This is a genomic window from Rhodococcus sp. LW-XY12 (assembly GCF_019317345.1).
Lineage (GTDB): Bacteria > Actinomycetota > Actinomycetes > Mycobacteriales > Mycobacteriaceae > Rhodococcus > Rhodococcus pyridinivorans.
Genome location: NZ_CP079225.1, coordinates 1,384,800 through 1,411,042, shown reverse-complemented (window position 1 = coordinate 1,411,042; position 26,243 = coordinate 1,384,800). Strand labels below are relative to the sequence as shown.

At 69.0% G+C, this 26,243-nt stretch carries 20 protein-coding genes and 1 pseudogene; 12 read left to right on the top strand and 9 right to left on the bottom strand.

Going from position 1 to position 26,243, the window contains the following annotated elements; all coding sequences use genetic code 11:
* The first annotated feature begins 111 nt into the window (after nt 1-111).
* From istA to KXC42_RS06655, 3 genes and pseudogenes are all read left to right on the top strand, one after another.
* Nucleotides 112-1,770 carry an IS21 family transposase gene (gene istA / locus KXC42_RS06665; protein WP_257605819.1) on the top strand — a complete coding sequence of 553 codons (1,659 nt, stop codon included), beginning with the start codon at nt 112-114 and terminating at the stop codon, nt 1,768-1,770.
* Nucleotides 1,767-2,525, top strand: coding sequence for an ATP-binding protein (locus KXC42_RS06660; RefSeq protein ID WP_007633699.1), 759 nt, complete (start codon nt 1,767-1,769; stop codon nt 2,523-2,525). Before istA ends, KXC42_RS06660 begins: the two co-directional genes overlap by 4 nt.
* Nucleotides 2,526-2,606: 81 nt before the next feature.
* Nucleotides 2,607-2,957: pseudogene (locus KXC42_RS06655) on the top strand (long-chain fatty acid--CoA ligase); the annotation flags it as partial.
* Nucleotides 2,958-2,985: 28 nt separating this feature from the next.
* Here the strand turns inward: KXC42_RS06655 and KXC42_RS06650 are convergent.
* The 3 genes from KXC42_RS06650 to KXC42_RS06640 are packed head-to-tail and all read right to left on the bottom strand — an operon-like array spanning nt 2,986 to nt 5,556.
* Nucleotides 2,986-3,660: an alpha/beta hydrolase gene (locus tag KXC42_RS06650; RefSeq protein WP_033097316.1), complete on the bottom strand. Its 675-nt coding sequence runs from the start codon at nt 3,658-3,660 to the stop codon at nt 2,986-2,988.
* A 27-nt stretch (nt 3,661-3,687) separates the two neighbouring features.
* Nucleotides 3,688-4,881, bottom strand: coding sequence for an alanine racemase (locus KXC42_RS06645; protein WP_006553919.1), 1,194 nt, complete (start codon nt 4,879-4,881; stop codon nt 3,688-3,690).
* Between the two features lie 30 nt (nt 4,882-4,911).
* On the bottom strand, nt 4,912-5,556 hold the full coding sequence (locus KXC42_RS06640) for a TetR/AcrR family transcriptional regulator (RefSeq protein WP_219130054.1): 645 nt from the start codon (nt 5,554-5,556) through the stop codon (nt 4,912-4,914).
* A gap of 76 nt (nt 5,557-5,632) precedes the next feature.
* On the opposite strand from KXC42_RS06640, the gene KXC42_RS06635 reads away from it, so the two are divergent.
* Complete coding sequence (locus KXC42_RS06635) at nt 5,633-6,940, top strand: D-arabinono-1,4-lactone oxidase (RefSeq protein WP_033097315.1); 1,308 nt, start codon at nt 5,633-5,635, stop codon at nt 6,938-6,940.
* Nucleotides 6,941-6,967: 27 nt separating this feature from the next.
* On the opposite strand, the gene KXC42_RS06630 is transcribed toward KXC42_RS06635, so the two are convergent.
* The 4 genes from KXC42_RS06630 to KXC42_RS06615 all read right to left on the bottom strand — a co-directional run bounded on the left by KXC42_RS06630 (nt 6,968) and on the right by KXC42_RS06615 (nt 11,470).
* The gene (locus KXC42_RS06630) at nt 6,968-7,900 is read right to left on the bottom strand and encodes an adenosine deaminase (protein ID WP_019288092.1); all 933 of its coding nucleotides are present in this window, start codon (nt 7,898-7,900) and stop codon (nt 6,968-6,970) included.
* Nucleotides 7,901-7,977: 77 nt separating this feature from the next.
* Nucleotides 7,978-8,739: a crotonase/enoyl-CoA hydratase family protein gene (locus KXC42_RS06625; protein WP_024103470.1), complete on the bottom strand. Its 762-nt coding sequence runs from the start codon at nt 8,737-8,739 to the stop codon at nt 7,978-7,980.
* A 78-nt stretch (nt 8,740-8,817) separates the two neighbouring features.
* Nucleotides 8,818-9,861 carry a class I adenylate-forming enzyme family protein gene (locus KXC42_RS06620; RefSeq protein WP_006553915.1) on the bottom strand — a complete coding sequence of 348 codons (1,044 nt, stop codon included), beginning with the start codon at nt 9,859-9,861 and terminating at the stop codon, nt 8,818-8,820.
* Between the two features lie 133 nt (nt 9,862-9,994).
* Nucleotides 9,995-11,470 carry an MFS transporter gene (locus KXC42_RS06615; RefSeq protein ID WP_024103468.1) on the bottom strand — a complete coding sequence of 492 codons (1,476 nt, stop codon included), beginning with the start codon at nt 11,468-11,470 and terminating at the stop codon, nt 9,995-9,997.
* Between the two features lie 94 nt (nt 11,471-11,564).
* On the opposite strand from KXC42_RS06615, the gene KXC42_RS06610 reads away from it, so the two are divergent.
* A complete protein-coding gene (locus KXC42_RS06610) occupies nt 11,565-12,260 on the top strand; it encodes a hypothetical protein (RefSeq protein ID WP_024103467.1) in 696 nt (231 codons plus the stop codon).
* A 25-nt stretch (nt 12,261-12,285) separates the two neighbouring features.
* On the top strand, nt 12,286-13,305 hold the full coding sequence (locus KXC42_RS06605) for a glutathione S-transferase family protein (protein WP_219130053.1): 1,020 nt from the start codon (nt 12,286-12,288) through the stop codon (nt 13,303-13,305).
* A 33-nt stretch (nt 13,306-13,338) separates the two neighbouring features.
* On the opposite strand, the gene KXC42_RS06600 is transcribed toward KXC42_RS06605, so the two are convergent.
* Nucleotides 13,339-13,803: a VOC family protein gene (locus KXC42_RS06600; RefSeq protein ID WP_039586280.1), complete on the bottom strand. Its 465-nt coding sequence runs from the start codon at nt 13,801-13,803 to the stop codon at nt 13,339-13,341.
* Nucleotides 13,800-14,660 (bottom strand): AraC family transcriptional regulator, encoded by an 861-nt coding sequence (locus tag KXC42_RS06595; RefSeq protein ID WP_033097311.1) that lies wholly within the window; start codon nt 14,658-14,660, stop codon nt 13,800-13,802. The genes KXC42_RS06600 and KXC42_RS06595 overlap by 4 nt, the downstream gene beginning before the upstream one ends.
* A gap of 57 nt (nt 14,661-14,717) precedes the next feature.
* On the opposite strand from KXC42_RS06595, the gene KXC42_RS06590 reads away from it, so the two are divergent.
* From KXC42_RS06590 to KXC42_RS06565, 6 genes are all read left to right on the top strand, one after another.
* A complete protein-coding gene (locus tag KXC42_RS06590) occupies nt 14,718-15,452 on the top strand; it encodes a hypothetical protein (protein WP_006554327.1) in 735 nt (244 codons plus the stop codon).
* A 2-nt stretch (nt 15,453-15,454) separates the two neighbouring features.
* Entirely contained in the window at nt 15,455-16,249 is a 795-nt protein-coding gene (locus tag KXC42_RS06585; RefSeq protein ID WP_219130052.1) for an alpha/beta fold hydrolase, read from the top strand.
* A gap of 226 nt (nt 16,250-16,475) precedes the next feature.
* The gene (locus tag KXC42_RS06580) at nt 16,476-17,534 is read left to right on the top strand and encodes an ATP-binding cassette domain-containing protein (RefSeq protein WP_373922194.1); all 1,059 of its coding nucleotides are present in this window, start codon (nt 16,476-16,478) and stop codon (nt 17,532-17,534) included.
* Complete coding sequence (locus tag KXC42_RS06575) at nt 17,531-18,310, top strand: ABC transporter permease (protein ID WP_219130051.1); 780 nt, start codon at nt 17,531-17,533, stop codon at nt 18,308-18,310. Before KXC42_RS06580 ends, KXC42_RS06575 begins: the two co-directional genes overlap by 4 nt.
* Nucleotides 18,311-18,391: 81 nt before the next feature.
* Nucleotides 18,392-22,234 carry an ABC transporter ATP-binding protein gene (locus tag KXC42_RS06570; protein WP_219130050.1) on the top strand — a complete coding sequence of 1,281 codons (3,843 nt, stop codon included), beginning with the start codon at nt 18,392-18,394 and terminating at the stop codon, nt 22,232-22,234.
* A 203-nt stretch (nt 22,235-22,437) separates the two neighbouring features.
* Nucleotides 22,438-26,214 (top strand): multifunctional oxoglutarate decarboxylase/oxoglutarate dehydrogenase thiamine pyrophosphate-binding subunit/dihydrolipoyllysine-residue succinyltransferase subunit, encoded by a 3,777-nt coding sequence (locus KXC42_RS06565; RefSeq protein WP_071934582.1) that lies wholly within the window; start codon nt 22,438-22,440, stop codon nt 26,212-26,214.
* Nucleotides 26,215-26,243 lie beyond the last annotated feature (29 nt).

The following is a 26,243-nucleotide window of genomic DNA, read 5'->3' as shown; positions in this document are numbered from 1 at the left end:
TGATCGGGTAGCGCGAGTATGAGCATCGGATAGCGGTGCCGGTCCTCGTGTGCTCGTGTCGGTTCTACGCGTGGCAACCAGGCTGCGCGTGGATCCGAACAGGAGGCACGGGTGACTGATTACCGATTGGTGATGTCGCTACTGCTGCAGGACAGGTCCTACCGGGACATCGAGGCGATCGCGGGTTGCTCGCATCGCACGGTCGCGAAGGCGAAGAAGGTCTGCCACGAGCACGGGTTGACCGCCACGAGCCAGGTCGAGGCGCTCAGCGTCGAGGAGATCGACGTCTTGTTCGCCGATGGGCGCAAGACGCCGTCGAAGGAGTTCGTCGCCTTCGACGTGGCGGCTGCCGTGAAGAAGCGCACGGGCAAGAAGAAGCTGCCGCTGCGGGTGCTGTGGGCCAACTACCTCGACACTGACGGCACGCCGGGGCAGCGGCACTACAGCTACCAGCGGTTCTGCCAGATCATCGGCGAGTACGTCGAGGTCAACGAGCTGACGATGCGGATCACGCACGTGCCCGGGCACACGATGCAGGTCGACTGGGCGGGCACGAAGATGGCCATCTTCGATCCCGTCACCGGCACCAAGACCACAGTGTCGGTGTTCGTGGCATCGCTGCCGTACTCGGGGATGGTCTTCGCCTGCGGCTGCCTGGACGAGAAGATGCCGAACTGGCTCGACGCGCACTTGCAGGCGTTCGAGTACTTCGGCGGCGCGGCGCAGGTGATCGTCCCGGACAACGCCTCGACGGCGTCGAACCAGATCGCCCGCGGTGACCGGGCCCGCGAGGTCAACCGTGAGTACCGTGACTTCCTCGAGTATCACCAGACCGCTGCCGTGCCCACTCGGCCGGTGCGCCCGACAGACAAGGGGCACGTCGAGGCTGGGGTGAAGGTGGTGACGAACTGGGTGATCGGACGGCTGGCCGATCGGCGGTTCGCTAGCCTGGATGATGCGAACGAGGCGATCGCCGCCGAGGTCGAGGCGATCAACGACCGGACCCCGTTCCGCGGCCAGAAGACCAGCCGCCGGGAGCTGTTCACCGAGCACGAGCAGTCGGAACTGTTCGACCTTCCCGAGGCCCGCTGGCAGCCAGTCATCTGGAAGAAGTCCAAGGTCAACAGGGATTACCACGTGGAGATCGCCACGGTGAAGTACTCGGTGCCCTACACCTTCGCTGGCCAGCACGTCGATGTGAAGATCACCGGCCCCACGCTCACTGTCATGGCTGGCGGGGAGGTCATCGCCTCCCACGCCGTCTCCGGTAGGCGGCACGCCTTCGTGACCGACCCTGACCATGTTCCCGCGCAGCATCTGCAGTCATCGGACCTGTGGTCGCGGGCGTATTTCGTGCGCCAGGCCCACAAGATCGGACCGCACACCGTGGCCGCGATCAGTGAGGTCCTGGATCGCCAGCGGATCGAGGCTCAGGGCTACCGCTCGTGCCAGAACATCCTCGCCCTGGCCCGCGGGGACAACAAGATGCTGCTCGAGCGGGCCTGCGGGCAGCTGGTCTCCGAGACCTCACGCCGGGCGATCAGCTACACCGCCGTCAAGCAGCAGCTGGCGGCCCTGAGGGCCCAGGCCGCCGCTCGACCCACCACCACGACCGCAGCGACGACGCCGGCGACCGCAACGCCTGTAGCGGTACCGCCGGATCGGCGAGATACCACCGGGGCGCATCTGGCCGGGCCGGAGCAGTTCAGCCTCGCCGTCCTCACCGGAGGCCCGAGCAGCGGCACCGCGGGGCGGGAGGAGCTGCAGTGACTGATCGTCATCTCACCGACGCCGACATGCCACTGTTCACCCAGTTGCGGATGACCGCGTTCGGCCAGACCGTCATCGACTTGGCCAACGATCCCGCCTGCGACGAGTGGACCTTCTCGGAGAAGATCTTCCACGCCCTGGACAAAGAGATCACGGCCAGGCAGGAACGCCGGACCCAGAAACTACTCAAGGCCTCCAGATCGCCAAACCCTGATGCTTGCGTAGAAGAGATCCGCTACCTGCCTGACCGCAACGTCAACCGCGAGCTAATCGCACGACTTTCCAGCTGTCAATGGATCGACGCCACCCGCAATCTCGTCGTGCTCGGCCAGTCCAGCGTGGGCAAGACCTACCTCGCCCAGGCGCTGCTCAATGCCGCGTGCCGAAAGTACTACACCGCGAGGTTCTTCCGGCTCGACGACCTGGCCAACCGGCTCGCCGTGCTGGAGCCGACCTCGCAGCGCAGGCTGGACTTCCTCACTGATCTGCACAACTGCGACCTGCTGGTTCTCGATGACTTCCTGACCACGCCGGTGGCTCCGCACACCGCGGCGGAGCTGCTCAACATCCTTGCCGCTCGGGAAGGGCGGGGCTCGACGCTGGTGACCTCGCAGTTCGATCCGCCAGATTGGTACAAGTCGCTCCAAGACGCGGTCATCGCCGAATCGATCCTCAACCGGATCGTCGCCGGCGCCGAGATCATCGCCCTCGACGGCCCGAACATGAGACGGCACCTCGCCACGGCAACGCCATAGCGGCCCAGCGGTCGGACGGGCAGATGCCGCTATCCGATGCCCGTCCGACCGCTACCCGATCATCAGAACCGCGCTTTCCGAAAGGCGTCCCAAACAATCAGCCAGGTCATCGTGGTCGGTGATTCCAAGCCATTCGTCGGCGCGCTGATCACCCTCGATCCGGAGGCGCTGCCGGGCTGGCTCGAGCGACACGGTCTGCCGGCGGAAACCACGGTCGCCGATCTGATCAAGAACCCCGACCTGATCGCCGAGATCGACGAGGCGGTTGCCGAGACCAACAAGAAGGTCTCGAAGGCCGAGGCGATCCGCAAGTACCGCCTCCTCGAGACCGATTTCAGCGTCGAGAGCGGCGAGCTGACCCCGACGCTCAAGCTCAAGAGGAACATCATCCACGACAAGCACGGCGCCGAGATCGCAGCGATCTACAACTGAGGTTCCACACCGTCGACCGGGCCCCTCGTCACCGCGAGGGGCCCGGTCGTTTCTCGGGGAATCTGGGAATCCGGTCGGCCACGTCGCCCACGAACGCGGCAATATCCGAAGTCACCCTGCGATGTACGGGTTCGTGCAACAGGTCGTGCCCGGCATCGGAATACTCGCACCACTGTGCCCCGGGCAGCGACGACGCCCACTCGCGTACCGGGTCGATGGGGGCCAGCCGGTCGTCGACGCCGTGGACCAGCAGGACCGGCAGGTCGCTCGCGCCGAGCGCTTCGGCCGTCTCCGGCAGGGCCGCGGTGCGCGGCGTACCGCACAGCACGACGCCCGCGAGGCGGCTACCACCGGAGGGATCGGCATCCAGCGCCGTCAGGACCGTCGCCGCCCCCAGCGAATGGCCCATCACCACCAGCGGCAGACCGGACTCGGCGGCGAGGCCGGTGAGCACGCCGAAGTCCTCGGCGTGGAACTCGACGTTGCCCGGTGAGCCGGGTTCTCCTTCGGAGAGCCCGTGTCCGGCGAGGTCGAGTCCCCACCACGCGATGCCGTGGGCGGCGAGGCCGGAGGCGAAACGGTGGTAGTGCCCGGTGTGCTGCCCGAAACCGTGCGCGAACACCACACCGGCTCTCGCGTCGTCGACGGTCCGGCACCGCCAGTGGACCCGGCCGACCGACCCGGGGAAGAACGTCAACGGCATGGCCTCATTGTGGCCGGAGCCGGAAGGTCACCAGCAGCCGCCCTCACCGCGATAGGTGGGAACCTCGGTGCGTCCGTTCTCGTCGACGAGGTACACCCGGTCGAACCTCTCGCACAGTTCGCCGGCCTTCGCGTGGCGGAACCACACCCGTCCCCCGACGGGGATCGACGCGGCAGCGCGACCGCGCACCGGGGTCTGCACCTCGCCGGCACCTTCCGTCCCCAGCAACTTCAATCCCGCAGGACGGACCGGGCGCGGCACCCGCGAGGCGCCGGTCGGGCCGGACGCGATGTACCCGCCGCCGAACAACGTCGTGACCGACGGTGACGGTTTGCGTACGGCAGGCAGCGCGAAGAACATCGACGGGTTCGGGGTGAACGCCCGGTAGCCGTCGAACAGGGTGGGCACATACAGCCCCGATCCCGCGGTGGCCTCGGTGACGACACGATCGGCGGTGGTCACCTCGAGCGAGCCGGTTCCGCCACCGTTGACCAGTTCGAGGTCACCCACGACCGCACGCACGGCCTCCACCACGGCGCGGCGGCGCGAGGAGAGATCCCGCGCCGACAGTCCCTTGACGAGCCGTACCGGCAGCGACGAGTCGGGCAGGCCCGCGATCTGGGCCTCGTAGAACATCACTCCGACGACGTCGAATCCGGCGGCGTCGGCGCGACGGGCCAGGCCGGAGGCTGCCTCCGGGTCGCGCAGCGGAGAACGGCGCACACCGAGATGGAGCGGACCCACCCGCAACGACGCATCGATGTCCAGGCAGACCTTCGTCCGGAAAGTGTTCTTCCCCAAAGCCGTACGGATGATGTCGAGGTGCTCGGCCGAATCGACCATGAGCGTGATCGCCTGCACCGCGTCCGGCGACACCGCGAGTTTCCCGAGCGCCGCCCGGTCGACCGTGGGGTAGCCCATCAGGATGTCGCGCGCTCCGTGCTCGACGAGCCACAGCGCCTCCCGTAGCGAGTACGCCATGATGCCGCGAAAACCGCCGCGGGTGGTCAGTTCCGGGCCGAGGACCTCGGCGAGGACGGCACGACAGCGCACCGATTTGCTCGCGACCCGCACGGGCACACCGTTCGCGCGGCGGATCAGGTCGTCGGCGTTGCGCCGCAGGGTGGGCAGATCGACGGCGGCGAACGGCGGGTCGAGGTCGGCCGTCGCCGCGTGCACCCGGTCGAGGGCGGCGTCGTGAACGGAAGCAGCACGGAGCACGGGCGATCCCTTCGAAAAGGTCGGGTCGGGTCAGGAACGTTCTACGGCACGGGTCGCGATGATGTCGGCGACGACTCCCAGTTCGGCCGTGGCCGCCTCGCCGTCGCGATCGACGAGCCACCGGAGCACGACGCCGTCGAGCACGGACAACGACAGTCGTGCGAGCGTCGAAGTGGGCAGCGACCATTCGACGCCGCACCGCTCGGCGCAGGTGTCGAGGAACAACTGGGCCTGCTTGTCCATCAGGCGGTACTGCTCCACGGCGATCTCGCCGCCGGCGGGACTGCCATCGGTGCGCTGCCGGAGCGAGTAGGCGGTGATCTCGTAGGTGAGGGTCTGCAGCCCCGGCGTGGACTCGATCGTCGACCACATGGAGCGAAGGCCGGTGTGGAGCATCGAGCGGAGACAGTCGACGCCGCCGGTCTGCTGCGCGTCCTCGGGCACATCGAAGGCCGCGTGCATGGCTCCGGCGAGTTCGCCGACGACGGCGTTCGCCATGGCGACGACGAGGGCTTCCTTGCTGTCGAAACAGTAGTGGACAACGCCCAGTGACACTCCGGCCTTCTCGGCGACGGCGCGGACCGTGACGGCTCCGACTCCCCCGCCCTCCGCCAGTTCCAGTGCTGCTGCCACGAGTTGGGCGCGGCGCTCGTCAGCAGGCAACCGATTCGGCATGACCCTGATGGTAGAGGTCGGGAAAGGTTCACGAGCAGGTGTTGACTTGGACGCTTGTCCAGGTCGAGGATGAGGCATGGCCACCTGGCACAACTGGGCTCGCACCGAGAGTGCGGCACCTCGCCGTTTCGAGACCCCCGGCAGCACCGACGACCTCGCGCGCGTCGTCGTCCGCGCCTCCGAGCAGGGCGAACATGTCAAGGCCGTGGGCGCCGGGCACTCGTTCACCGGCGCGGCCGTCACCGACGGCACGCTCATCTCGCTCGACCGGATGTCCGGTCTCGTCGCGGTGGAACCGTCGGCCACCGGCGCGCGCGTCACCGTGCGGGCGGGGACGCGACTGCGCGGCCTGGGCGACCTGCTGTGGGCACAGGGCCTCGCCGTACCGAATCTCGGCGACATCGACGTGCAGTCCGTCGCCGGCGCGATCTCGACCGGCACCCACGGCACCGGCGCGACCTTCCGCGGACTGGCAGCAGCCGTGTGCGGCGCGACGATCGTGCTCGCCGACGGCCGGATCGTCGACTGCTCCCCCGAGCACGAGCCCGACCTGTTCGAGGCCGCCCGGCTCGGCCTCGGCGCCCTCGGCGTGCTCGCGACCGTGACGCTCGATTGTGTCCCCGCATTCCGCCTGCGCGCAGAGGAAGCCCCCTCGTCGCTCCGCACCACACTCGATGTCCTCGACGAACTGCGAAGCGGTGTCGACCATTTCGAGTTCTACTGGTTCCCACACACCGACGGCGTGCTCATCAAACGCAACACCCGCCTCCCCGGTGAGGCACCGGTGCAGCCGGTCGGGCGGGTGCGCACCCTCCTCGACGACGAACTGCTCTCCAACGGCGCCTTCGCACTCCTCCAGCAGGTCGGGACGCGGGTTCCCGCCACCATCCCGGCGCTGAACCGGGTCGCGTCCCGGGCGTTGTCCCCGCGCACCTTCGTCGACCGCAGTTACCGGGTGTTCGCCTCCACCCGCCGGGTGCGGTTCCGGGAGATGGAGTACGCGCTCCCCGCCGAGCACCTTCCAGCGGTTCTGCGCGAGATCGATGCGTGGCTGCAGCGCACGGACGTTCGTGTCGGTTTTCCGGTGGAGGTGCGGTTCGCGCAGGGCGACGATGTCTGGTTGTCCACGGCGCAGGGCCGCGATACCGCCTATGTGGCCGTGCACCAGTACCATCGGCGCGACCACACGCCCTACTTCGACGGTGTCGAGCCGATCCTGCGCGCCGCGCAGGGACGCCCGCACTGGGGCAAGCTCCATTCCCTGACCGCGGACGCTCTACGCGAGCTCTACCCTCGGTTCGACGACTTTCTCGCCGTGCGCGACCGCGTGGATCCGCACCGCACCTTCACGAACCCGTATCTGCGCCGCGTCCTGGGCGAATGACGCCCGAGCCGACTCACCCGGACGGACTCAGAGGAAGGCGGCGTCCCACGAATTGCGCCGGAGCACATCCCGTTCGGCATCGGTCAGACCGAGCTGATCCTTCAGCCCTGCGAGGTTGTCGTCGACGTAACCACCGAAATAGGCGGGATCGTCCGAGTGCACGCTCACCGACAGGCCCGCCTCGAGCATGCGGCGCAGCGGATGGTCGGCGAGCGTATCCACCACGCGGAGGCGGACATTCGAGAACGGGCAGACGGTGAGGGGAATGCTCTCGTCGACCAGGCGCGCGACGAGTTCGGGATCCTCGAGCGAGCGGATGCCGTGGTCGATGCGCTCGGCGCCGAGCAGATCGAGCGCCTGCCGAACATATTCCGGAGGTCCCTCCTCCCCCGCGTGCGCGGTGATGTGCAGCCCTTCGGCCCGCGCCCGCGCGAAGACGTCCTCGAACAGTGACGGCGGGTGACCGACCTCCGCCGAGTCCAGGCCGAGAGCGATGATCGGCGCACCGAGGCGCAGCAGTTCGCCGAACACCTCATGCGCTTCGGGCACGGGGCGATCGCGTACGATCGACGCGATCATCGCCGCATCGACCCCGAACTCCCGGTGTGCCCCGGCGACCGCGTCGGAGAGCCCGGCTACGACCTCTGGCAGCGGGACACCGCGCGAGGTGTGGGCCTGCGGATCGAAGAAGAACTCCGCGTGGGTGACACCCGCCCGCGCCGCACGAGCGAAATAGGCGCGGGCGAGGTCGGCGAAGTCCTGCGCGGTGCGCAGGACCTCCATGTTCGCGTAGTACAGGTCGAGGAACGACTGCAGGTCGGTGAACTCGTAGCGGCTGCGCAGATCGTCGAGATCGCGATAGGGCAACTCGATGCGGTTCCGCTCGGCGAGGGCGAGGATCAGCTCGGGTTCGAGCGTGCCCTCGATGTGTACGTGCAGTTCTGCGAACCCGTCGGTCACCTGATCCTCGTCATCTCTCGTTCGGTCTTTCAGCGACCCTTCCACACCGGAGCTCAGCGACCCTTCCACACCGGAGCTCAGCGACCCTTCCACACAGGGGGTCGCTTCTCGGCGAATGCGGTGGCGCCTTCACGCGCGTCCTCCGAGGTGAACACGGGCGCCATGATCTCCATCTGCTTCGCGAATGCTTCGTCGCTCGACCAGTCGGCCGAGCGGACGATGATCTCCTTGGTCGCCGCCACGGCGAGCGGTCCGTTCGCTGTGATGCGCTCGGCCAGTTCGAATGCACCCTCGAGTGCCCCACCGGGTTCGGTGAGACGATTGACGAAACCGTATCCGTAGCCTTCCTCGGCGGTGAACGCGTCCCCGGTGAGGGCGAGTTCGAGGGCCTTCTGGTAAGGGATGCGCGACGGCAGGCGCAGCAGGCCACCGCCACCGGCGACGAGGCCGCGCTTGACCTCCGGGATGCCGAACTTCGCGTCCTTCGCGGCGACGACGAGGTCGGTGGCCAGGACGAGTTCGGTTCCGCCGGCGAGGGCGAATCCTTCGACGGCGGAGATGAGCGGCTTGCGCGGCGGCGCCTCCGTGAAGCCGAGACCCTTACCGGGCACGACCACGTTCTCGCCTGCGACGAACGCCTTGAGGTCCATGCCCGCGCAGAAGTTGCCGCCGGCGCCGGTGAGCACACCGACCGACAGGGAGTCGTCGCTGTCGAGCTGGTCGACCGCCTCGGCGAGCGCGTGGCTCACGGCGGCGTTGACGGCGTTGCGCGCCTCGGGCCGGTTGATGGTGATGACGAGAACGCGATCGCGTCGTTCGAGCAGGACTACGTCGGACATGGACACACCTCTCCACTACGAAAAATGCCGGTTCATCGGGTTACAGGCTGTATACCGGACGGGAACCCGTTGCAGGGTTCACGACACCCGGACGGCGATCTGATCGACGAAGCCCTCGTCGTCGATGCGCACCTGATCGCCCGTGCGGAACCAGCCGTCCTCCGTGAACGTCTCGTCCGTGGCGCACGGATCGCGCCAATAGCGGCGGGCCACGCTCGGTCCGCGACAGAGCAGTTCGCCGACACCGTGTTCGGCATCGGGCCCGAGCAGCGCGATCTCGATCCCTCCGAATGGCACTCCGACACTGCGGGGATGGCGGGAGCGGTGTTCCGAAGGCAGCAGCAGACCGATCCCTCCCGTCTCGGCGACTCCCCAGCCCCGCACACACCGCGAGGTGGGGAAAGCTGCGCGGAGGTGCCGCCACGGTGCGCGGATCACGCGGGATCCCGAGACCACGACGGTTCCCCCGGAGGCGAGGGTGGGCAGCAACTGGACGCTGCATCCGACCGCCGTGGACAGCGGCGCCGTCAGCACGGTCCGTACGCCGTCGCCGACGAGATCCATTGCGTGGGCGACGGCCTCGATCGTCGACAGCACGTTGGTGTTCGTCAGTTCGACGCCGCGCAGTCCACCACCGGCGACGCGCACGTAGTAGAGCACCGCGAGCTCGTCCGGTGACGCACCTCCGTCGAGGAAGGCGACACCGTCGGGCAGATCGGAGTCCAGGGTGAGAACCGCACCGCTGTGGACCCCGATCTCCGCCGTTTCCTCGGGGCTGCAGCTCGGGTCGGGGAGCACCGGAACACCTCCGGCAAGGACCACGCCCAGGAACCCGATCAGCCAACGGACCCCGTTCGGCTGACAGACGACCACCCGGTCGGTGGGGCCGACCCCCTGATCGAGGAGACCACCGGCGACGCGGGCGGCGGCGGCCCACAGTTCGCGGTAGGTGAGTGCGCGGCCGCATCGGTCGACCACCGCGACGCGGTTCGCGAAACGCAACGCACTCCGATCGAGCAGCTCGGCGATGCACGGCTCCAGGCAGTCGTACTGGAGGATGCCGCTGTCGCGGCGAGTGACCCGATCGTCCCGGAGCCAACGACTCCCTGCCGGAATTTCCACTACGGCCACCGACATGCCACCTCCCACCCGGCGTGCGTGCCTGCACTATATGGCGTGGATCACAGCCATGTGAGGAAACGGCGGGTCACGGACAACCGGGGAAGGTGCCGCAGGGTGGTCGCTGGAACGTCCGTCAGGCGCTCGCTGCCGCCGAACGCTCCTCGGCGGCACGCTGTTCCTTCTGGCTCGCGGGACGGTCGAAGGCGAGCGCGGCCACGAGCCCGATGAGCAGGATGCCGGCGGGAAGCCACAACGATTCGGCCATCGCCGCGGCGAACGGTTCGTGCAGGGGCTCCGGCAGGACGGAGCCGGACGTCTCCATTTCCGGCGCCCCTCCTCCCCCGCCGACACCGTTGGCGCTCAACCGCGCCGCCATGATCGCACCGAGAGCGGCACTCCCCATCACCGCGCCCACCTGACGCGTCGTGTTGTACACACCGGAACCCGCCCCGGCCCGGCTCGGTGCGAGACCGTTCGTCGCGGTGGCCGAGAGCGGCGACCAGATGCCCGCGTTCGCCACCCCGATCAGGGCGATCGGCAGCAGCAACTGCCAGATCTCCGCGTCGGGGGTCATCACCAGCGCGAGCCAACCCAGCCCGATCGTGAGCAGCGAGAAGCCGGTACCGGCGATCAGCCGCGGATGGACCCGGTCGACGAGCCTGCCCACGAGCGGCGCGAGCACACCACTGAAGACCGCCATCGGCACCATGAGCATCGCGGCGCCGGTCGGGCTCAGACCGCGCACCGACTGGGCGTAGAACATGATCGGCAGCATGACGCCGGTGATGGCGAAACCCATCGTCGCGATACCGATGTTCGCCAACCCGAAGTTGCGGTCCCGGAACAGCGACAGCGGTACGAGCGGTTCACCGCGGTTGCGCGACTGCTGGACGACGAACACGACGAGCAACACGATGCCCAGCCCGATCAGCACCCACACGCGGGCGGTCCACTCGAACGAGTTGCCCTCCTGGATCCCGAACACGAGGCAGAACAGGCCGGCGCCGCTGAGCAGCATGCCGAGCACGTCGAACCGGTGCGGGCTCGTGGGCAGCACCGGCACGTACCGCACTGCGAGCGCGAACCCGACGATCCCGACGGGCACGTTCACGAAGAAGATCCATTCCCAGCCCAGCCCGTCGACCAGGACACCGCCGGCCAGCGGCCCGACGAGCGTCGCGACCCCGGCCACGGCGCCCCACAGGCCCATCGCGGTCCCGCGCCGCTCACGCGGGAAGATCCGGGTCACCACGGCCATGGTCTGCGGCGACATGAGCGCCGCGCCGAATCCCTGGAACACGCGGGCGACGATGAGCATCTCGATCGTCGACGAGAAACCGCACCACAACGACGCGATCGTGAACAGCACCAGCCCGCAGAGGTAGACCCGGCGCTGACCGAAGCGGTCGCCGAGGCGGCCCGTCACGAGCAGCGGCACCGCGTAGGCGAGCAGATAGGCGCTCGTGACCCACACGACGGCGGCGATGTCGGCCCCGAAGGTCCGCATGATCGCCGGGTTGGCGACGGCGACGATCGTGCTGTCCACCAGGATCATGAAGAAGCCCAGGCACAGAGCGCCCAACGCCGCCCAGCGGGCACCGTCGGACATCTCCACCGCCACATCGGACCCGCGTTCGCGCGTGTCCACCCCGCTGTCGTCGCTCACCGGACCTCTCCCCTCGTCGGCGGTCTACGGTAGCGGGGTGGACCCGCACATCTCGAGCATCGCCGCCCTCGCGTGGTGTCGTGCACTGGGCCTACCCGACGGCGCACTCGTCGAACCCGGGTGCGTGACGCGTGTCGACGACTCGTTCCGCGACGTCCGACTGCTCGCCGTGGGGCGCGCCACCGCGATCGTCGGACCCGACGCCGCGGTCTCCCGCCTCGCGGCCGAACCCGACCCGGCCGAGATCGATGCCCCGAACGCCGAGCTCGTCGTCGCAGGCCACGCGGGTCGCACGGAGATCCTCGCCCTGTGCACCGACTGGATCGACGCGACACGCGTCGAGAACCCGCTCATCTCCGACGACCCCGAGGACCTCGCCGAACTGCTGCGGTGCTGCCCGCCCGACGACGTCACCGAGGCCGAACTGTCGCCGACCGGGCCGTCGCGCGTGTTCGTATTGCTCGACGACGATCACCGTCCCCTCGCCGGCGCGGCCTACAGCGAACTCGGGTCGTTGCTGGCCGATGTGCGGGTGCTGACGACACCGCCGGCGCGCCGGCTCGGGCTCGCCTCGACGGTCGCGACGCTGGCGACCCACGACGCGCTCGACGCCGGACTCGTCCCGCTGGCCCGCATGCGCCGCGACAACCGCGGTGCCCGGACGGTCGCGGCGGTGTCGGGATACGACATCTGGGGAACCCTCGTGACGGTTCGGGTTCCACCCGGGAAGTGACGAGTGTGCACGGAAGGATGCGTAGGTGACCGAGAACAAGTACGTCGAGCCGGGTGCGGAGTTCGCCCGCGACACCAACTACATCCGAACCCGCATCACCGCGGACGGGCGCGACGGCTATCCCGTCGAGTCGGGGCGGTACCGGCTCGTCGCCGCCCGGGCGTGCCCGTGGGCCAACCGCACCCTCATCGTGCGGCGGCTGCTCGGTCTCGAGGACGCTCTGTCGCTGGGACTGTGCGGCCCGACGCACGACGAGCGCAGCTGGACGTTCGATCTCGACCCGGGCGGGGTCGACCCCGTCCTCGGCATCCCGCGACTGCAGGACGCGTACTTCGCGCGATTCCCCGGATACGACCGCGGCATCACCGTCCCGGCCGTCGTCGACGCGCCCACCGGGCAGGTCGTGACGAACGACTATCCGCAGATCACCCTCGACTTCTCCACCGAGTGGACGCAGTTCCACCGCGAGGGCGCCCCGGATCTGTATCCCGAGGAGCTACGAGGCGAGATCGACGAGGTGGCCGAGCTCGTCTACCAGGACGTCAACAACGGCGTGTACCGGTGCGGTTTCGCCGGTTCGCAGGAGTCCTACGACAAGGCCTTCGACCGTCTCTTCGCCCGCCTCGACTGGCTCGAGGAACGCCTCGGGGCGCAGCGCTATCTCGTGGGCGAGACCATCACCGAGGCCGACGTGCGCCTGTTCACCACGCTCGTCCGGTTCGATCCCGTCTACCACGGGCACTTCAAGTGCAACCGGAACCGGCTGGCGGACTTCCCGGCGCTGTGGGCCTACGCGCGCGATCTGTTCCAGACACCGGGCTTCGGCGACACCATCGACTTCGTTCAGATCAAGCAGCACTACTACCTCGTGCACACCGACGTCAATCCCACGGGCATCGTGCCGAAGGGACCGGACCTGTCGAACTGGCTCGATCCGCACGGCCGTGAGGCGCTCGGCGGGCGGCCGTTCGGGGACGGCACACCGCCGCCCCCGCCGCGTCCGAGCGAGGTGGTCCCCGAAGGGCACGGCACGGTCGCCCGCTGATCCCCTGCGACGCTGACCCCCCTGCGACGGTTCCTACGGCCGGCGGGGCCGGTAGGTGCCGATCGTCCAGTACACACCGTGCGGGTCCCGGCAGGTGAACCCGTGCGATCCGTAGTCCTCGTCGCGGAGTTCGACGGTCACGGTCGCGCGGACCGCCGGGTCCTCCGCCTGCGCCGAGGCGAGCACCCTCTCGTACAGGGCATCGACGGTGACGTCGTCGGGAAGCACGAGATAGGCGGCGCCCCTGTCGGCGTGCTGGTCGAGCGGCGACCCGCGACCGGTCGAGCCGAGCATGACCCCTCCGCCGTGCGGCCAGAGCAGGGCTGCGTGGTCGACGCGATCCCCTTCCCCGTAGACCTCCGCTTCGGCGAACCCGAGGGTGTCCACGAGGAAACGGATCGCGCCCCGGGCGTCGGTGTAGGCGAAGCACGGCCACACCGTGTCGACGGTGGGTGTGAGGGTGGTCGACTGCTGCGTGGAATTCGTTGTGTACGTCATGTCTCCGAGTGTCGGCCCGGAACCCCCCGGTCGTCTTGGACGAATGGGAACACCTCGTCCTCGAGCCACCGCGACGGCGGGACGCCCGCCAGATCGCGCCAGTCGCGGGCGAGATGCGCCTGGTCGTAGAAGCCGCACTCGGCGGCGACATCGGCGAGGCGGCGGCCGGGGTCGGCCCGCAGCATCCGTCGCGACCGGTCGAAGCGCGCCACCCGGGCCACGTCCTTCGGGGACAGTCCGAACTCGGCGGCGCACCGGTTCGCGAGGTGTCGCCTGCTCCATCCGAGTTCGTCCGCAACAGCGCGGACCGGGCGAGCCGGGTGCGTCACGAGCAGGTGCCAGGCGTGGACGAGGTGCCCGTCCGGACTCGTCGACCGTGCGGCGACCAGGCGGCGGGTGAGAATCCGGTCGAGGACGGCGAACCGCTCGTCCCACGATTCGACCGCGGAGATCCGGTCGAACAACTCCCGGCCGTCGGCGCCGATGACGTCCTCGAGATCGACGGCCCACGGCCCGAGCGCGGCGGCGGGCACACCCAGCAGGGCGCGCGCACCCGCGGGGGTGAGCGCGAGTTGGATCCCGTGCTGCCGGCCGTGGTGGACGATGGGCACCGGTTGCGTCGACAACCCTCCGGCGAGCGCGTCGAAACGTTCCGGGCACCGTCCGTCGCCCCGCGAGAGTTCGACGGGTTCGGAGATCGTGAGGATTACGGTGACCTCCGGAGAGGGCATACCCAGATGGGTCCCCGACGGGAAACCGTCGAGCCGATACCCCTCGTACGACCGTACGTAGGGTGTCAGCAGGGGTGTCGGACGCCGCCTGGCGCCGTCAGACTCACCGACTGCGGACCCGGTCATGGCACCAGCGTAGTGAGAGCAGTCCGGAAGACAAGAGCACCGGAGAACAGGGGCACGATGAGCAACAAGGCAGGCGTCGCAGAGGCCTTTATCGTCAAGATGCTGGACAACGGCGCGAGGCTGCAGGGCCCTGCGGTGGCCAAGTACGTCGATCTCATGCGGCGCTCGCACCCCGACGAGTCCCCGGCGCAGATCATCGAGCGGCTCGAGAAGCAGTTCCTGCTGACCGTCACCGGCAGCGGGTCCGCGGCGGGCGCGACCGCAGCCTTCCCCGGCATCGGGACACTCGCGGCCATCGGCGCGGTCGGCGCCGAGACGGCCTTCTTCTTCGAGGCGTCCGCGCTGCTCACCCTGGCCATCGCATCGGTGCACGGGATCGAACCCCACAACCACGAGCAGCGCCGCGCGCTGGTGCTCGCCGTCTCCCTCGGTGACGCCGGCCGGGAGATCGTCGCGACCGCGACCGGCGCGTCGCTGCGCAACTGGCCCAAGGCGCTGACCACCGGCGCGGGCGGCACCCAGCTGAAGACGCTGAACAATTCCCTGGTCAAGAAATTCATCCGCCGGTACTTCGCCAAGCGCAGTCCGCTGCTGATCGGCAAGCTCGTCCCCGCTGGTATCGGCGCCGCGATCGGTGGCGTCGGCAACCGTGCGCTGGGCAAGCGCACGATCCAGAACGCCCGCGACGCCTTCGGTCCACCGCCGGCCGCGTGGCCCGTCGCACGTCCCGTCCTCCCGGCGAGCGGAGAGGCACCGGCGCTCGACACCGGTGTTCCGGTCCCGAAGGACTGACCGTGACGGCCGACGGGAAGGTGTTCGTACGGGAGTCCGGTGCGGGACCACGCACCGTCGTTCTGCTGCACGGCTTCTCCGATCACGGCGGTACGTGGTGCAAGGTCGCGCCGGCGATCGCCGAACGGCACCGGGTGCTCGCGGTCGACCTGCCCGGTTTCGGACGTAGCGCGCAGCACTGGGAGACCCCCGTGCTCGACCACTATGTCGACGTCCTGGACGAGCTCGTCGACGACGTTCCCGAACCGGTGTCGCTGGTCGGGAACTCGCTCGGTGCGGTCACCGCACTGGTGTTCGCGTCGGTCCACCCGTCCCGGGTCGACCGCGTGGTGCTCGCCGACATGCCGGGTCTCGCCGGGATCCCCCGGTGGTGGACGCAGGGTGCACGCATGCCGGTCGAACTGTCGCGCCTGCTGCCCGCTCCGGTGATACAGCAGGCCATGGGTGCCCTGTACGCGCGGGCCGCCGTGCACCGGCGCGGCACCTTCGACCGGGCGGCGCGCACGGCGTTCGCGGCGAACTACGCGACCCGCGAGCAGGTCGACACGCTGCTGACCGTGGGCCGGCACGCGATCGGTGAGCTCGGCCGACTGCCGATCCCGGAGATGGTGCACGCCCTCGACATGCCGGCCCTGCTGGTGTGGGGTGCACAAGACCGGTTGACGCCCGCTCACGCCGCACGACGGGTGCAGGCCGGCGGCCGGAGACGGGTGGTGATCATCCCCGATGCCGGGCACTGTCCTCAGCTCGACGCGCCCCGCGAGTTCCTCGACGCCGTCCTGCCCTTCCTCGACTGACCCGTAAGCTCACGGCGACCGCGGCACCAGCCGCACCCATATCTCGACGACGCGGGGGTCCGAATCCGTGACAGCACCGTCAACGCAACCGCCGTACGGCACACCCGATCCCCGGGTGCCCTCGGGGGCACCGGGGGCACCGGGGGCACCGGGCGCGGGGATCGCCGTCCACGGCCTGAACAGGACGTTCGGTGACCACACGGCCGTATCGAATCTGTGGTTCACGGTGCCGCCGGGCTCGATCACCGGCTTCCTCGGACCCAACGGATCGGGCAAGACCACCACCCTCGGCATGATGCTCGGCCTCGTCCGGCCGAGCGCCGGGAACGCCTTCGTCGACGGCGTGCCGTTCACCTCCCTGCAGCAGCCTGCACAGGTCGTCGGAGCGGTGCTCGACGCGCGCAGCGCCCACCCCAAACACCGGGCGCTGACACACCTGCAGATCTACTGTGCCGCGATCGGCGTGCCCGACGAACGGGCGAGGCAGATGCTCGACCTCGTCGGCCTGGGGTCGGTCGCGCGGCGTCGCATCGGGGAGTTCTCCCTCGGCATGCGGCAGCGACTCGCCCTGGCGACGGCCCTGCTCGGACAACCGCGTTATCTCGTGCTCGACGAACCGGCGAACGGACTCGACCCCGAGGGCATGGCCTGGCTGCGCGACTTCCTCCGCGCATTCGCCGCCAACGGCGGGACCGTGCTGATCTCGAGCCACATCCTGCGGGAGATCGAGCAGATCGCCGACCGCCTCGTGATCATCGCGAACGGTCACCTGGTCGCGGAGACCTCGATGACCGATCTGCGCGACGCCTACCGCTCGCGGGTGTTCGCCGCGGCCTCCGACCCGGCCCGCCTCGCGACCGCACTCGCCGCGGCCGGGCACACCGACGCGCAGGTGCAGCAGGACGGACGGCTCGCGGTCGTCGGCGTGACTTCCGACCGCATCGCCGAGATCGCCGCGACCGCGGAGGTGACGCTGTTCGGGACGAGTGTCGAGCACGTCGATCTCGAGCAGGTCTACCTGGCGATGACGGCCGGTCGCTACGCGGCCGCGCCGGTCGTGCAGTATCCGGGGCACGGAGCCCACCATCCGCCGGGCGGGCGGTATCCGCAGGGCCCGCAGTACCCGAGTGCCCAGCAGCACCCGCAGGCCCAGCCGTATCCGAACGGCCAGCAGTATCAGCAGTACCCGACCGCACAGCAGTACCCGAACTCACAGCAGTACCCGCAGTCGCAGTGGGGACAGCCGAACCGACCGCCGACCGGGCAAGGAGGTCCCACCGCATGACCGCGCTTCTCACCGCCGAGTTCCGCAAGGTCCTGAGCCTGCGCTACTGGTGGATCCTCGGCATCGCACCGCTGCTGGTGGGGCTGTTCTGCGGGGCGCTGACGCTGCCGGTCGCGCGGCAACTCGAACTCGGCTTCGGTGACGGTTTCGCCGAGGCCGTCGCCGCTGCGGTCGGCATCTCCCTCTCGTTGTCGCTGGTGTTCCTGTTCGCCGCGATCTTCGGCGCGGTGGCGACGGGCAACGAGTTCGCGCACCGAACGATCGTGACGACCTTCCTCACCGCGCGGGGACGCGACCGGGTCGTCGGCGTGAAGTTCGCGACCGTCGCCGTGATCGGGCTGCTGTACTGCATCGTCACGGAAGTCGCGGCGGCCGCGACGCTCGTGTTGTTCGGTGGGGGCTTCGACGGTGCCGACCTCGGATCGGTCGCCAAGGTGATGGGCATCGGTCTGTTCTGCGCGCTGATGTGGTCGCTCATCGGAGCGGGGCTGGGTCTGCTCACACGGTCGACGACGGGCAGTGTGCTTGCGATCTGCGCGTGGGTGCCGTTCGGGGAGCTGATGGTCTCGGTCGTCCTGCACGGTCTCGGTCTCGGCGCGATCGCGTCGTACCTGCCGGCGCAGGTGACCTGGTACGTGCTGTTCTCCGCGGTGTCGATGCCCGAGGACGTGACACTCGAGATGACGTGGCCGGCGGCCCCGCTGCTCCTGCTCCTCTGGACCGTGGTGCTGGGCGGCCTCGGCTGGTGGCGCGCCCGCACCGCCGACGTCGTCTGACACGTTCGATCACCTGCGTCACCGGCCCTCCCCGGGCGGCTTCGACGTGCCCTGTCGTCGCTCGGCGCTAATGTCGGTTCGATGGCACACGACCCGATTCCGCGCTCGCCGGGATGGATTTCCCGGCTCGTCGCCGAATGCCTGAAACACCGCAGAACAGCCGTCGGGGCGCTGGCCGTCACCGTCGTCGCCGCCCTGATCGACATCACCTTCCCACTGCTGACGAAGGTCGCGGTCGACAGCGCGACCGGGCAGGGCGACGTGCCCGCCGACGACCTGCGCCTGATCGGGCTGGCCGCGGCTGCGATCGCGGCAGGTGCGGTGATCCGGTTCGGCTGCCAGTACGGGCGCCGCATGCTCGCCGGACGCCTGTCGCTCGACGTGCAGCACGACCTGCGGTTGCGCCTGCTCGGCTCACTCCAACGTCTCGACGGCCACGGTCAGGACCGCATCCGCACGGGTCAGGTGGTCTCGCGGTCCATCACCGACCTGCAGCTCGTGCAAGGGCTGCTCGCGATGGTGCCGATGTCGGCGGGTGCGCTGCTGCAATTCGTGCTCGCGCTGGTGATCATGACGACCCTCTCGCCGCTGCTCACGCTGGTCGCGGTGGTCATCGTCCCGATCATCGCGGGTCTCGTGCGGGTCGTGCGCCCGAGGCTGTTCGCCGCGACCTGGTCGGCGCAGCAGCGCGCGGCCGATCTCGCCCAGCACGTCGAGGAGACGGTCACGGGCGTGCGGGTCGTGAAGGGATTCGGGCAGGAATCGCACGCGGTCGACCAACTCGAGGAGCACGGTCGCAGGCTGTACGCGGAGCGTCTGCGTGCCGCCCGGATCAACGCGTGGTTCTCGGCGCCGATGGGTGCGATCCCGCAGTTCGGGCTCGTCGCCACCATCGCTCTCGGCGGCTGGCTCGCCCTCGAGGGCGGAATCACCGTGGGCACCTTCGTGGCGTTCACCGCCTATGTGGCGACGATGACGGGGACGACCCGCACCCTCTCGCAGGTCGTGATCATGGCGCAGCTGTCCCGCGCCGCCGTCGAGCGGGTGTACGAGGTGATCGACACCGAACCCGACGTCGCCGATCCCCCGCATCCCGTCGAACTGCCCGACGGTCCGCTCGGGGTGCACCTGGAGGACGTGACGTTCGGCTTCGACGACGACCGGGACGTACTGCGCGGCCTCGACCTGGAGATCGCGCCCGGCGAGACCGTCGCGATCGTCGGCCCGGCCGGGTCGGGCAAGACCGTGCTGTCGCTGCTGCTCCCCCGCTTCTACGCGCCACACCGCGGGTCGGTGTGCCTGACCGCGGACGGCCGCGACATCGACGTCGCCACGCTCCGCGCCGACGATCTGCGCGGGGCGGTCGGCCTCGTCTTCGACGAGCCGTTCCTGTTCTCCGACACGGTCGCGTCCAACATCGCGCTCGGCCGGCCCGACGCGTCGGACGACGAGATCCGCACCGCGGCCGCGGCGGCACGCGCCGACGACTTCGTCGAGGCCCTCCCCGAGGGTTACGACACGGTCGTCGGTGAACGCGGCCTGACACTGTCCGGTGGGCAGCGGCAGCGGGTCGCGCTGGCGCGGGCACTGCTCGTCGATCCGCGGGTGCTGATCCTCGACGACGCGACCTCTGCGGTCGACGCCGAGACCGAGGCTGCGATCTACGGCGCGTTGCGGGCGGGTCGGCGCCGCACGACCCTCGTGCTCGCCCATCGGCGGTCGACGCTCGCACTCGCCGACCGGGTCGCCGTGCTCGACGAGGGACGCATCGTCGACATCGGGACGGTCGACGAACTCGAGGAGCGCAGTCCCGTCTTCCGGCGTCTGCTCTCGACCGACGACGACGCCGCACCGGCACCGGAACGCCCGGTTCCCGCCGGTGAGTTGTGGCCCGAGGAACCGGACGACGATGAGCCGTCCGGTACCGTCCGGAATCCTCCGGCGGTCGGTGGAGGTCGCGGCGGACCGGCGGGCAGTGGTGGCCGCGGCGGGCCGGTGTCCGGGGCGCTCGGCGCGGTGGCCCCGACCCCGGAACTGCGCGCGGCCGTCGACGCGCTTCCCCCGGCCACCGAGACCCCCGGACGCGATCCGGCCCTGCGGTCCGAGGCCCTGCGCCTGCCCGACCCGCAGTTCCGATTGTGGACGACGCTGCGCCCGGTGCGCGCACTGCTGGCGATCGTCGTGCTGTGCCTGGCGGTGGAGTCGCTGACGAGCATCGCGTTCCCGTCGCTGGTGCGGTACGCCGTCGACCGCGGGGTGACCCCGGGCGATCCGTCCCGGCTGTGGCAGGCGACCGCCGCGGGTGTGGTGCTCGCGCTGCTCGGCTGGTTCGTGGTCGCGATCCTCACGGTGCTCACCGCGCGGGCGGGCGAACGGGTGTTGTTCGGGCTGCGCGTGCGCTCGTACGCGCACCTGCAACGGCTCGGGCTCGACTACTACGAACGCGAACTGTCGGGCCGGATCATGACGCGGATGACGACCGATGTGGACGCGCTGTCGCAGTTCATCCAGACCGGCCTGTCCACCGCGGTCGTGGCGGTGCTGACGCTCACCGGTATCTCGATCGCGCTGATCGCCACCGATCTGTCGCTGGCCCTGGTAGTGCTGGCGGTGCTGCCCGTGCTGGTCGGCGCGACCCTGTGGTTCCGGAAGGTCTCCGGGACGGCGTACGCGCAGTCCCGCGAACGCATCTCCCTGGTGAACGCGGATTTCCAGGAGAACGTCACGGGTCTGCGCGCCGCCCAGGCCTACCGCAGGGAGGAGACCGCGGCGCGGCGGTTCGCCGAGCGCGCGGAGGCCTATCGGCGCAGTCGCCTGCGGTCGCAGCGGGCCATCTCGCTGTACTTCCCGTTCATCACTTTCCTGTCCGATCTGGCGCTCGCGGCGGTCGTCTTCGTCGGCGCCCGCGAGGTGGCGTCGGGCGCGGTCGGCCCCGGTGTGCTGATCGCGTTCGTGCTGTATCTGAACCTGTTGTTCGCACCCATCCAGCAGTTGTCGCAGGTCTTCGACGGTTACCAGCAGGCGCGGGTCGGTCTGCGCCGGATCGGCGACCTGCTGCGGACCGAGAGCTCGCTCGAGTCTGTCGAGGAGGGCACGGTCGCCATCACCGGGCACCTCCGCGGCGACGTCGACCTGCGGCAGGTGGGCTTCCGGTACAGCGAGGCCGACCGTGACGCGTTGAGCGATGTGGACCTGTCGATCCCGGCCGGTTCGACGGTCGCCCTGGTGGGCCGCACCGGTGCCGGGAAGTCGACGGTCGTCAAACTGCTCGCCCGGTTCTACGACCCGACCTCCGGTTCGGTGCGGGTGGACGACACCGATCTGCGCAGTTACCGTCTGCGCGACTATCGGGGCCGGCTCGGGGTGGTGCCGCAGGAGGCGCACCTGTTCACGGGCACGGTGGCGACCAACATCGCCTACGGCCGGCCCGAGGCGACGCGCGAGGAGATCGAATCGTCCGCGCGCGCCGTGGGGGCGCTGGACATGATCGCGGGACTCGCCGGCGGCATGAACCATCCGGTGGGTGAGCGCGGTCAGGGTCTGTCGGCAGGGCAGCGTCAGCTCATCGCACTCGCGCGCGCCGAACTGGTGGACCCCGATCTTCTGTTGCTCGACGAGGCCACCGCGACCCTCGATCCCGCCACCGAGAAGGCGGTGCTCGAGGCGGGTGCGCGGGTGGCCCGCTCGCGGACGGCCGTGGTGGTGGCGCACCGTCTCGCGACCGCCGCACGCGCCGATCTCGTGGTGGTCGTCGACGACGGCCGTATCGTCGAGTGCGGGCCCCACGACGAGCTCCGCCGAGCGGGAGGTCTGTACACCACTTTGTGGCAACTCGCTACCGGTGGTCTCGTTCCGGAGGAGCCCGAGGTCCTGCTCACTTCGACGACGGAAGGATCGAACATGAGATCGTCCTCACGTTTGTAACGGGGTGCGCGCTGCGCCGATGCACCTTAGAGGGAATAATCGGCTCTCGAGAACCGTCATCGATGGAGACCCCATCGCACCAGATTGTGAGGTAGCCCACCGACATGCGCGGTCAGTTCGGATCGTCACATGCCACGGGCTAGCCTCATATTCACAGGCGCTCCGATCGGGTACCGAAGAAAGAAACGAGGCGAACAACTGCCGTGAGCAGCAGCTCTACATCACAGTTCGGACAGAACCAGTGGTTGGTTGACGAGATGTACCAGCGCTTCCAGGACGACCCTTCGTCCGTGGACGCGAGTTGGCACGAATTCCTCACCGACTATTCGCCGGAAGCCGCGGTGGCCGGAGGCACCAACGGCTCCGACACCGCCACGACCGAGAAGCCCGCGCCGAGCACAGCATCTGCGCCGAGTTCCTCCGCTTCGGCCCCCACCAAGCCTGCACCGAAAACCGAGACCGCGTCGGCGAAGCCCGCACCGCAGGCCGAGGCCGCGCCGGCCAAGCCTGCACCGAAGGCGGAGACCAAGCCTGCGACGCAGCCGAAGGCCCAGGCCGCGCCCGCGAAGCCGGCTCCCAAGCCCGCCGCGGCCCCGTCGGGCCAGGCCACCGAGGAGAAGAAGGTTCTGCGCGGCGCCGCTGCTGCCGTTGCGAAGAACATGAACTCCTCGCTGTCGATCCCGACGGCCACCAGTGTTCGCGCGGTGCCCGCGAAGTTGATGTTCGACAACCGCATCGTCATCAACAACCACCTCGCCCGCACCCGGGGCGGCAAGGTCTCGTTCACCCACATCCTCGGTTACGCGATCGTCCAGGCGGTCAAGGCGTTCCCGAACATGAACAACCACTTCGCCGAGGTCGACGGCAAGCCGAACCTCGTCGTGCCCGCGCACACGAACCTCGGTCTCGCGATCGACCTGCCCGGCAAGAACGGCCAGCGTTCGCTGGTCGTGGCGGCCATCAAGAACTGCGAGACGATGAACTTCGCGCAGTTCTACTCGGCCTACGAGGACATCGTGCGCCGCGCCCGCGACGGCAAGCTCACCGGCGACGACTTCTCCGGCGTCACGATCTCGCTGACCAACCCGGGCGGTATCGGCACCGTGCACTCGGTCCCGCGTCTGATGCAGGGCCAGGGCGCGATCATCGGCGCCGGCGCCATGGAGTACCCGGCCGAGTTCCAGGGTGCGTCCGACGCGCGGCTCGCCGAGATCGGCATCGGCAAGCTGCTGACGCTCACCTCCACCTACGACCACCGCGTGATCCAGGGCGCGGAGTCGGGTGAGTTCCTGAAGAAGATCCACGAGCTGCTCATCAGCGACGACTTCTACGACGGCATCTTCCACACCCTGCACATCCCCTACGAGCCGGTCCGCTGGCGCAAGGACGTGCCGGAAGGTCTCGTCGACAAGCACACCCGTGTGCTCGAGCTCATCGCCGCCTACCGCAGCCGCGGCCACCTCATGGCCGACACCGATCCGCTGCAGTTCGTGCGCGACAAGTTCCGGTCGCATCCCGATCTCGACGTCACGACCCACGACCTGACGCTGTGGGATCTCGATCGCGAGTTCAATGTCGGTGGCTTCCACGGCCGCCCGAAGATGAAGCTGCGCGACGTGCTGTCGGTGCTGCGCGACGCGTACTGCCGCCACGTCGGTGTCGAGTACACCCACATCCTCGAGCCCGAGCAGCAGCAGTGGCTGCAGGAGCGGGTCGAGGCGCACCACGTCAAGCCGACGGTCGCCCAGCAGAAGTACATCCTGAGCCGCCTCAACGCCGCCGAGGCGTTCGAGACGTTCCTGCAGACCAAGTACGTCGGTCAGAAGCGCTTCTCGCTCGAGGGCGCCGAGTCCGTCATCCCGATGATGGACGCGATCATCGACCAGGCCGCCGAGCACACGCTCGACGAGGTCGCCATCGCGATGCCGCACCGCGGTCGCCTGAACGTGCTCGCGAACATCGTCGGCAAGCCGTACTCGCAGATCTTCTCGGAGTTCGAGGGCAACCTGAACCCGGCCGCTGCGCACGGTTCCGGCGACGTGAAGTACCACCTCGGCGCCGAGGGCACCTACATCCAGATGTTCGGCGACAACGACATCAAGGTCTCGCTCACCGCGAACCCCTCGCACCTCGAGGCGGTCAACCCGGTGCTCGAGGGCCTCGTCCGCGCCAAGCAGGACATCCTCGACAAGGGCGAGGACGGCTTCACCGTCCTGCCCTTGCTCCTGCACGGCGACGCTGCGTTCGCCGGTCAGGGCGTCGTCGCGGAGACCCTCAACCTCGCGCTGCTGCGCGGCTACCGCACCGGCGGCACCGTGCACATCGTCGTCAACAACCAGGTCGGCTTCACCACCGCGCCGGAGCACTCGCGTTCGTCCGAGTACTGCACCGACGTGGCGAAGATGATCGGCGCGCCGATCTTCCACGTCAACGGCGACGACCCCGAGGCCTGCGTGTGGGTCGCGAAGCTCGCCGTGGACTTCCGCGAGAAGTTCCACAAGGACGTCGTCATCGACATGATCTGCTACCGCCGCCGCGGTCACAACGAGGGCGACGACCCGTCGATGACCCAGCCGGCGATGTACGACGTGATCGATACCAAGCGCAGCGTCCGCAAGAGCTACACCGAGGCTCTGATCGGCCGCGGCGACATCTCGCTCAAGGAAGCGGAAGACGCCCTGCGCGACTACCAGGGACAGCTCGAACGGGTCTTCAACGAGGTCCGCGAACTCGAGAAGTACCCGCCGGAGCCGTCGGAGTCGGTCGAGCTCGACCAGACCCCGCCGAAGCGTCTCGACACCTCCGTCGACCGGCCGGTGCTCGAGCGGATCGGCGACGCCTTCGCCGAGGCGCCCGAGGGCTTCACCGTCCACCCGCGCGTCAAGCCGGTGCTCGAGAAGCGTCGTGAGATGTCACGCAACGGCAAGATCGACTGGGCGTTCGCCGAGCTGCTCGCGTTCGGTTCGCTGGCCGAGGAAGGTGCCCTGGTGCGCCTGGCCGGTCAGGACTCGCGTCGCGGCACGTTCACGCAGCGCCACTCGGTCATCATCGACCGCAAGACGGGCGACGAGTACAACCCGCTCGCCTCGCTGGCCAACCAGGCCGGCAACGGCGGCCGCTTCATGGTCTACGACTCGGCGCTGACCGAGTTCGCGGGTCTGGGCTTCGAGTACGGCTACTCGGTGGGCAACCCCGACGCGCTCGTGCTGTGGGAGGCGCAGTTCGGCGACTTCGTCAACGGCGCGCAGCCCATCATCGACGAGTTCATCTCGTCCGGTGAGGCCAAGTGGGGTCAGCTCTCCGACGTCGTGCTGCTGCTGCCGCACGGCCACGAGGGCCAGGGTCCCGACCACACCTCGGGCCGCATCGAGCGCTGGCTGCAGCTGTGCGCCGAGGGTTCGATGACGGTCGCGGTTCCGTCGACCCCGGCGAGCTACTTCCACCTGCTGCGCCGCCATCACCTCGACGGCATCCGCCGCCCGCTGGTGGTGTTCACGCCCAAGTCGATGCTGCGCAACAAGGCCGCGGTCAGCAACATCGAGGACTTCACGCAGGGCAAGTTCCGCTCGCTGCTCGAAGAGGTTCCTTACGAGGAGGGCACGGCCGACCGGTCGAAGGCCACTCGTGTGCTGCTCACCTCCGGCAAGATCTACTGGGAACTGCTGGCGAAGAAGCAGAAGGAAGGTCGTGACGACGTCGCGATCGTGCGCATCGAGCAGCTGTACCCGGTGCCGCGTCGCCGCATCGCCGAGACGCTCGAGCAGTACCCGAACGCCACCGAGTTCTTCTGGGTCCAGGAGGAGCCGGCGAACCAGGGTGCCTGGCCGTTCCTCGGCCTCGCGCTGCCGGAACTGCTGCCCGACAAGCTCAGCGGTATCAAGCGCGTGTCGCGTCGCGCGATGTCGGCACCGTCGTCCGGCTCGAGCAAGGTCCACGCTGTCGAGCAGCAGGAGATCATCGAGAAGGCCTTCGGTCGCTAGAAGCTCCGTTTCGGATCCTTCGGGTCCTT

Bases quoted from the DNA above. Each gene is read 5' to 3' on its own strand.
- KXC42_RS06570 (WP_219130050.1), top strand. From the start codon at position 18,392: ATGGCACACGACCCGATTCCGCGCTCGCCGGGATGGATTTCCCGGCTC.
- KXC42_RS06615 (WP_024103468.1), bottom strand. From the start codon at position 11,470: ATGTCCGACGGTGCCCGCTGGGCGGCGTTGGGCGCTCTGTGCCTGGGC.
- KXC42_RS06590 (WP_006554327.1), top strand. From the start codon at position 14,718: ATGAGCAACAAGGCAGGCGTCGCAGAGGCCTTTATCGTCAAGATGCTG.
- KXC42_RS06650 (WP_033097316.1), bottom strand. From the start codon at position 3,660: ATGCCGTTGACGTTCTTCCCCGGGTCGGTCGGCCGGGTCCACTGGCGG.
- KXC42_RS06635 (WP_033097315.1), top strand. From the start codon at position 5,633: ATGGCCACCTGGCACAACTGGGCTCGCACCGAGAGTGCGGCACCTCGC.
- KXC42_RS06595 (WP_033097311.1), bottom strand. From the start codon at position 14,660: ATGACCGGGTCCGCAGTCGGTGAGTCTGACGGCGCCAGGCGGCGTCCG.
- KXC42_RS06575 (WP_219130051.1), top strand. From the start codon at position 17,531: ATGACCGCGCTTCTCACCGCCGAGTTCCGCAAGGTCCTGAGCCTGCGC.
- KXC42_RS06625 (WP_024103470.1), bottom strand. From the start codon at position 8,739: ATGTCCGACGTAGTCCTGCTCGAACGACGCGATCGCGTTCTCGTCATC.
- KXC42_RS06600 (WP_039586280.1), bottom strand. From the start codon at position 13,803: ATGACGTACACAACGAATTCCACGCAGCAGTCGACCACCCTCACACCC.
- KXC42_RS06640 (WP_219130054.1), bottom strand. From the start codon at position 5,556: ATGCCGAATCGGTTGCCTGCTGACGAGCGCCGCGCCCAACTCGTGGCA.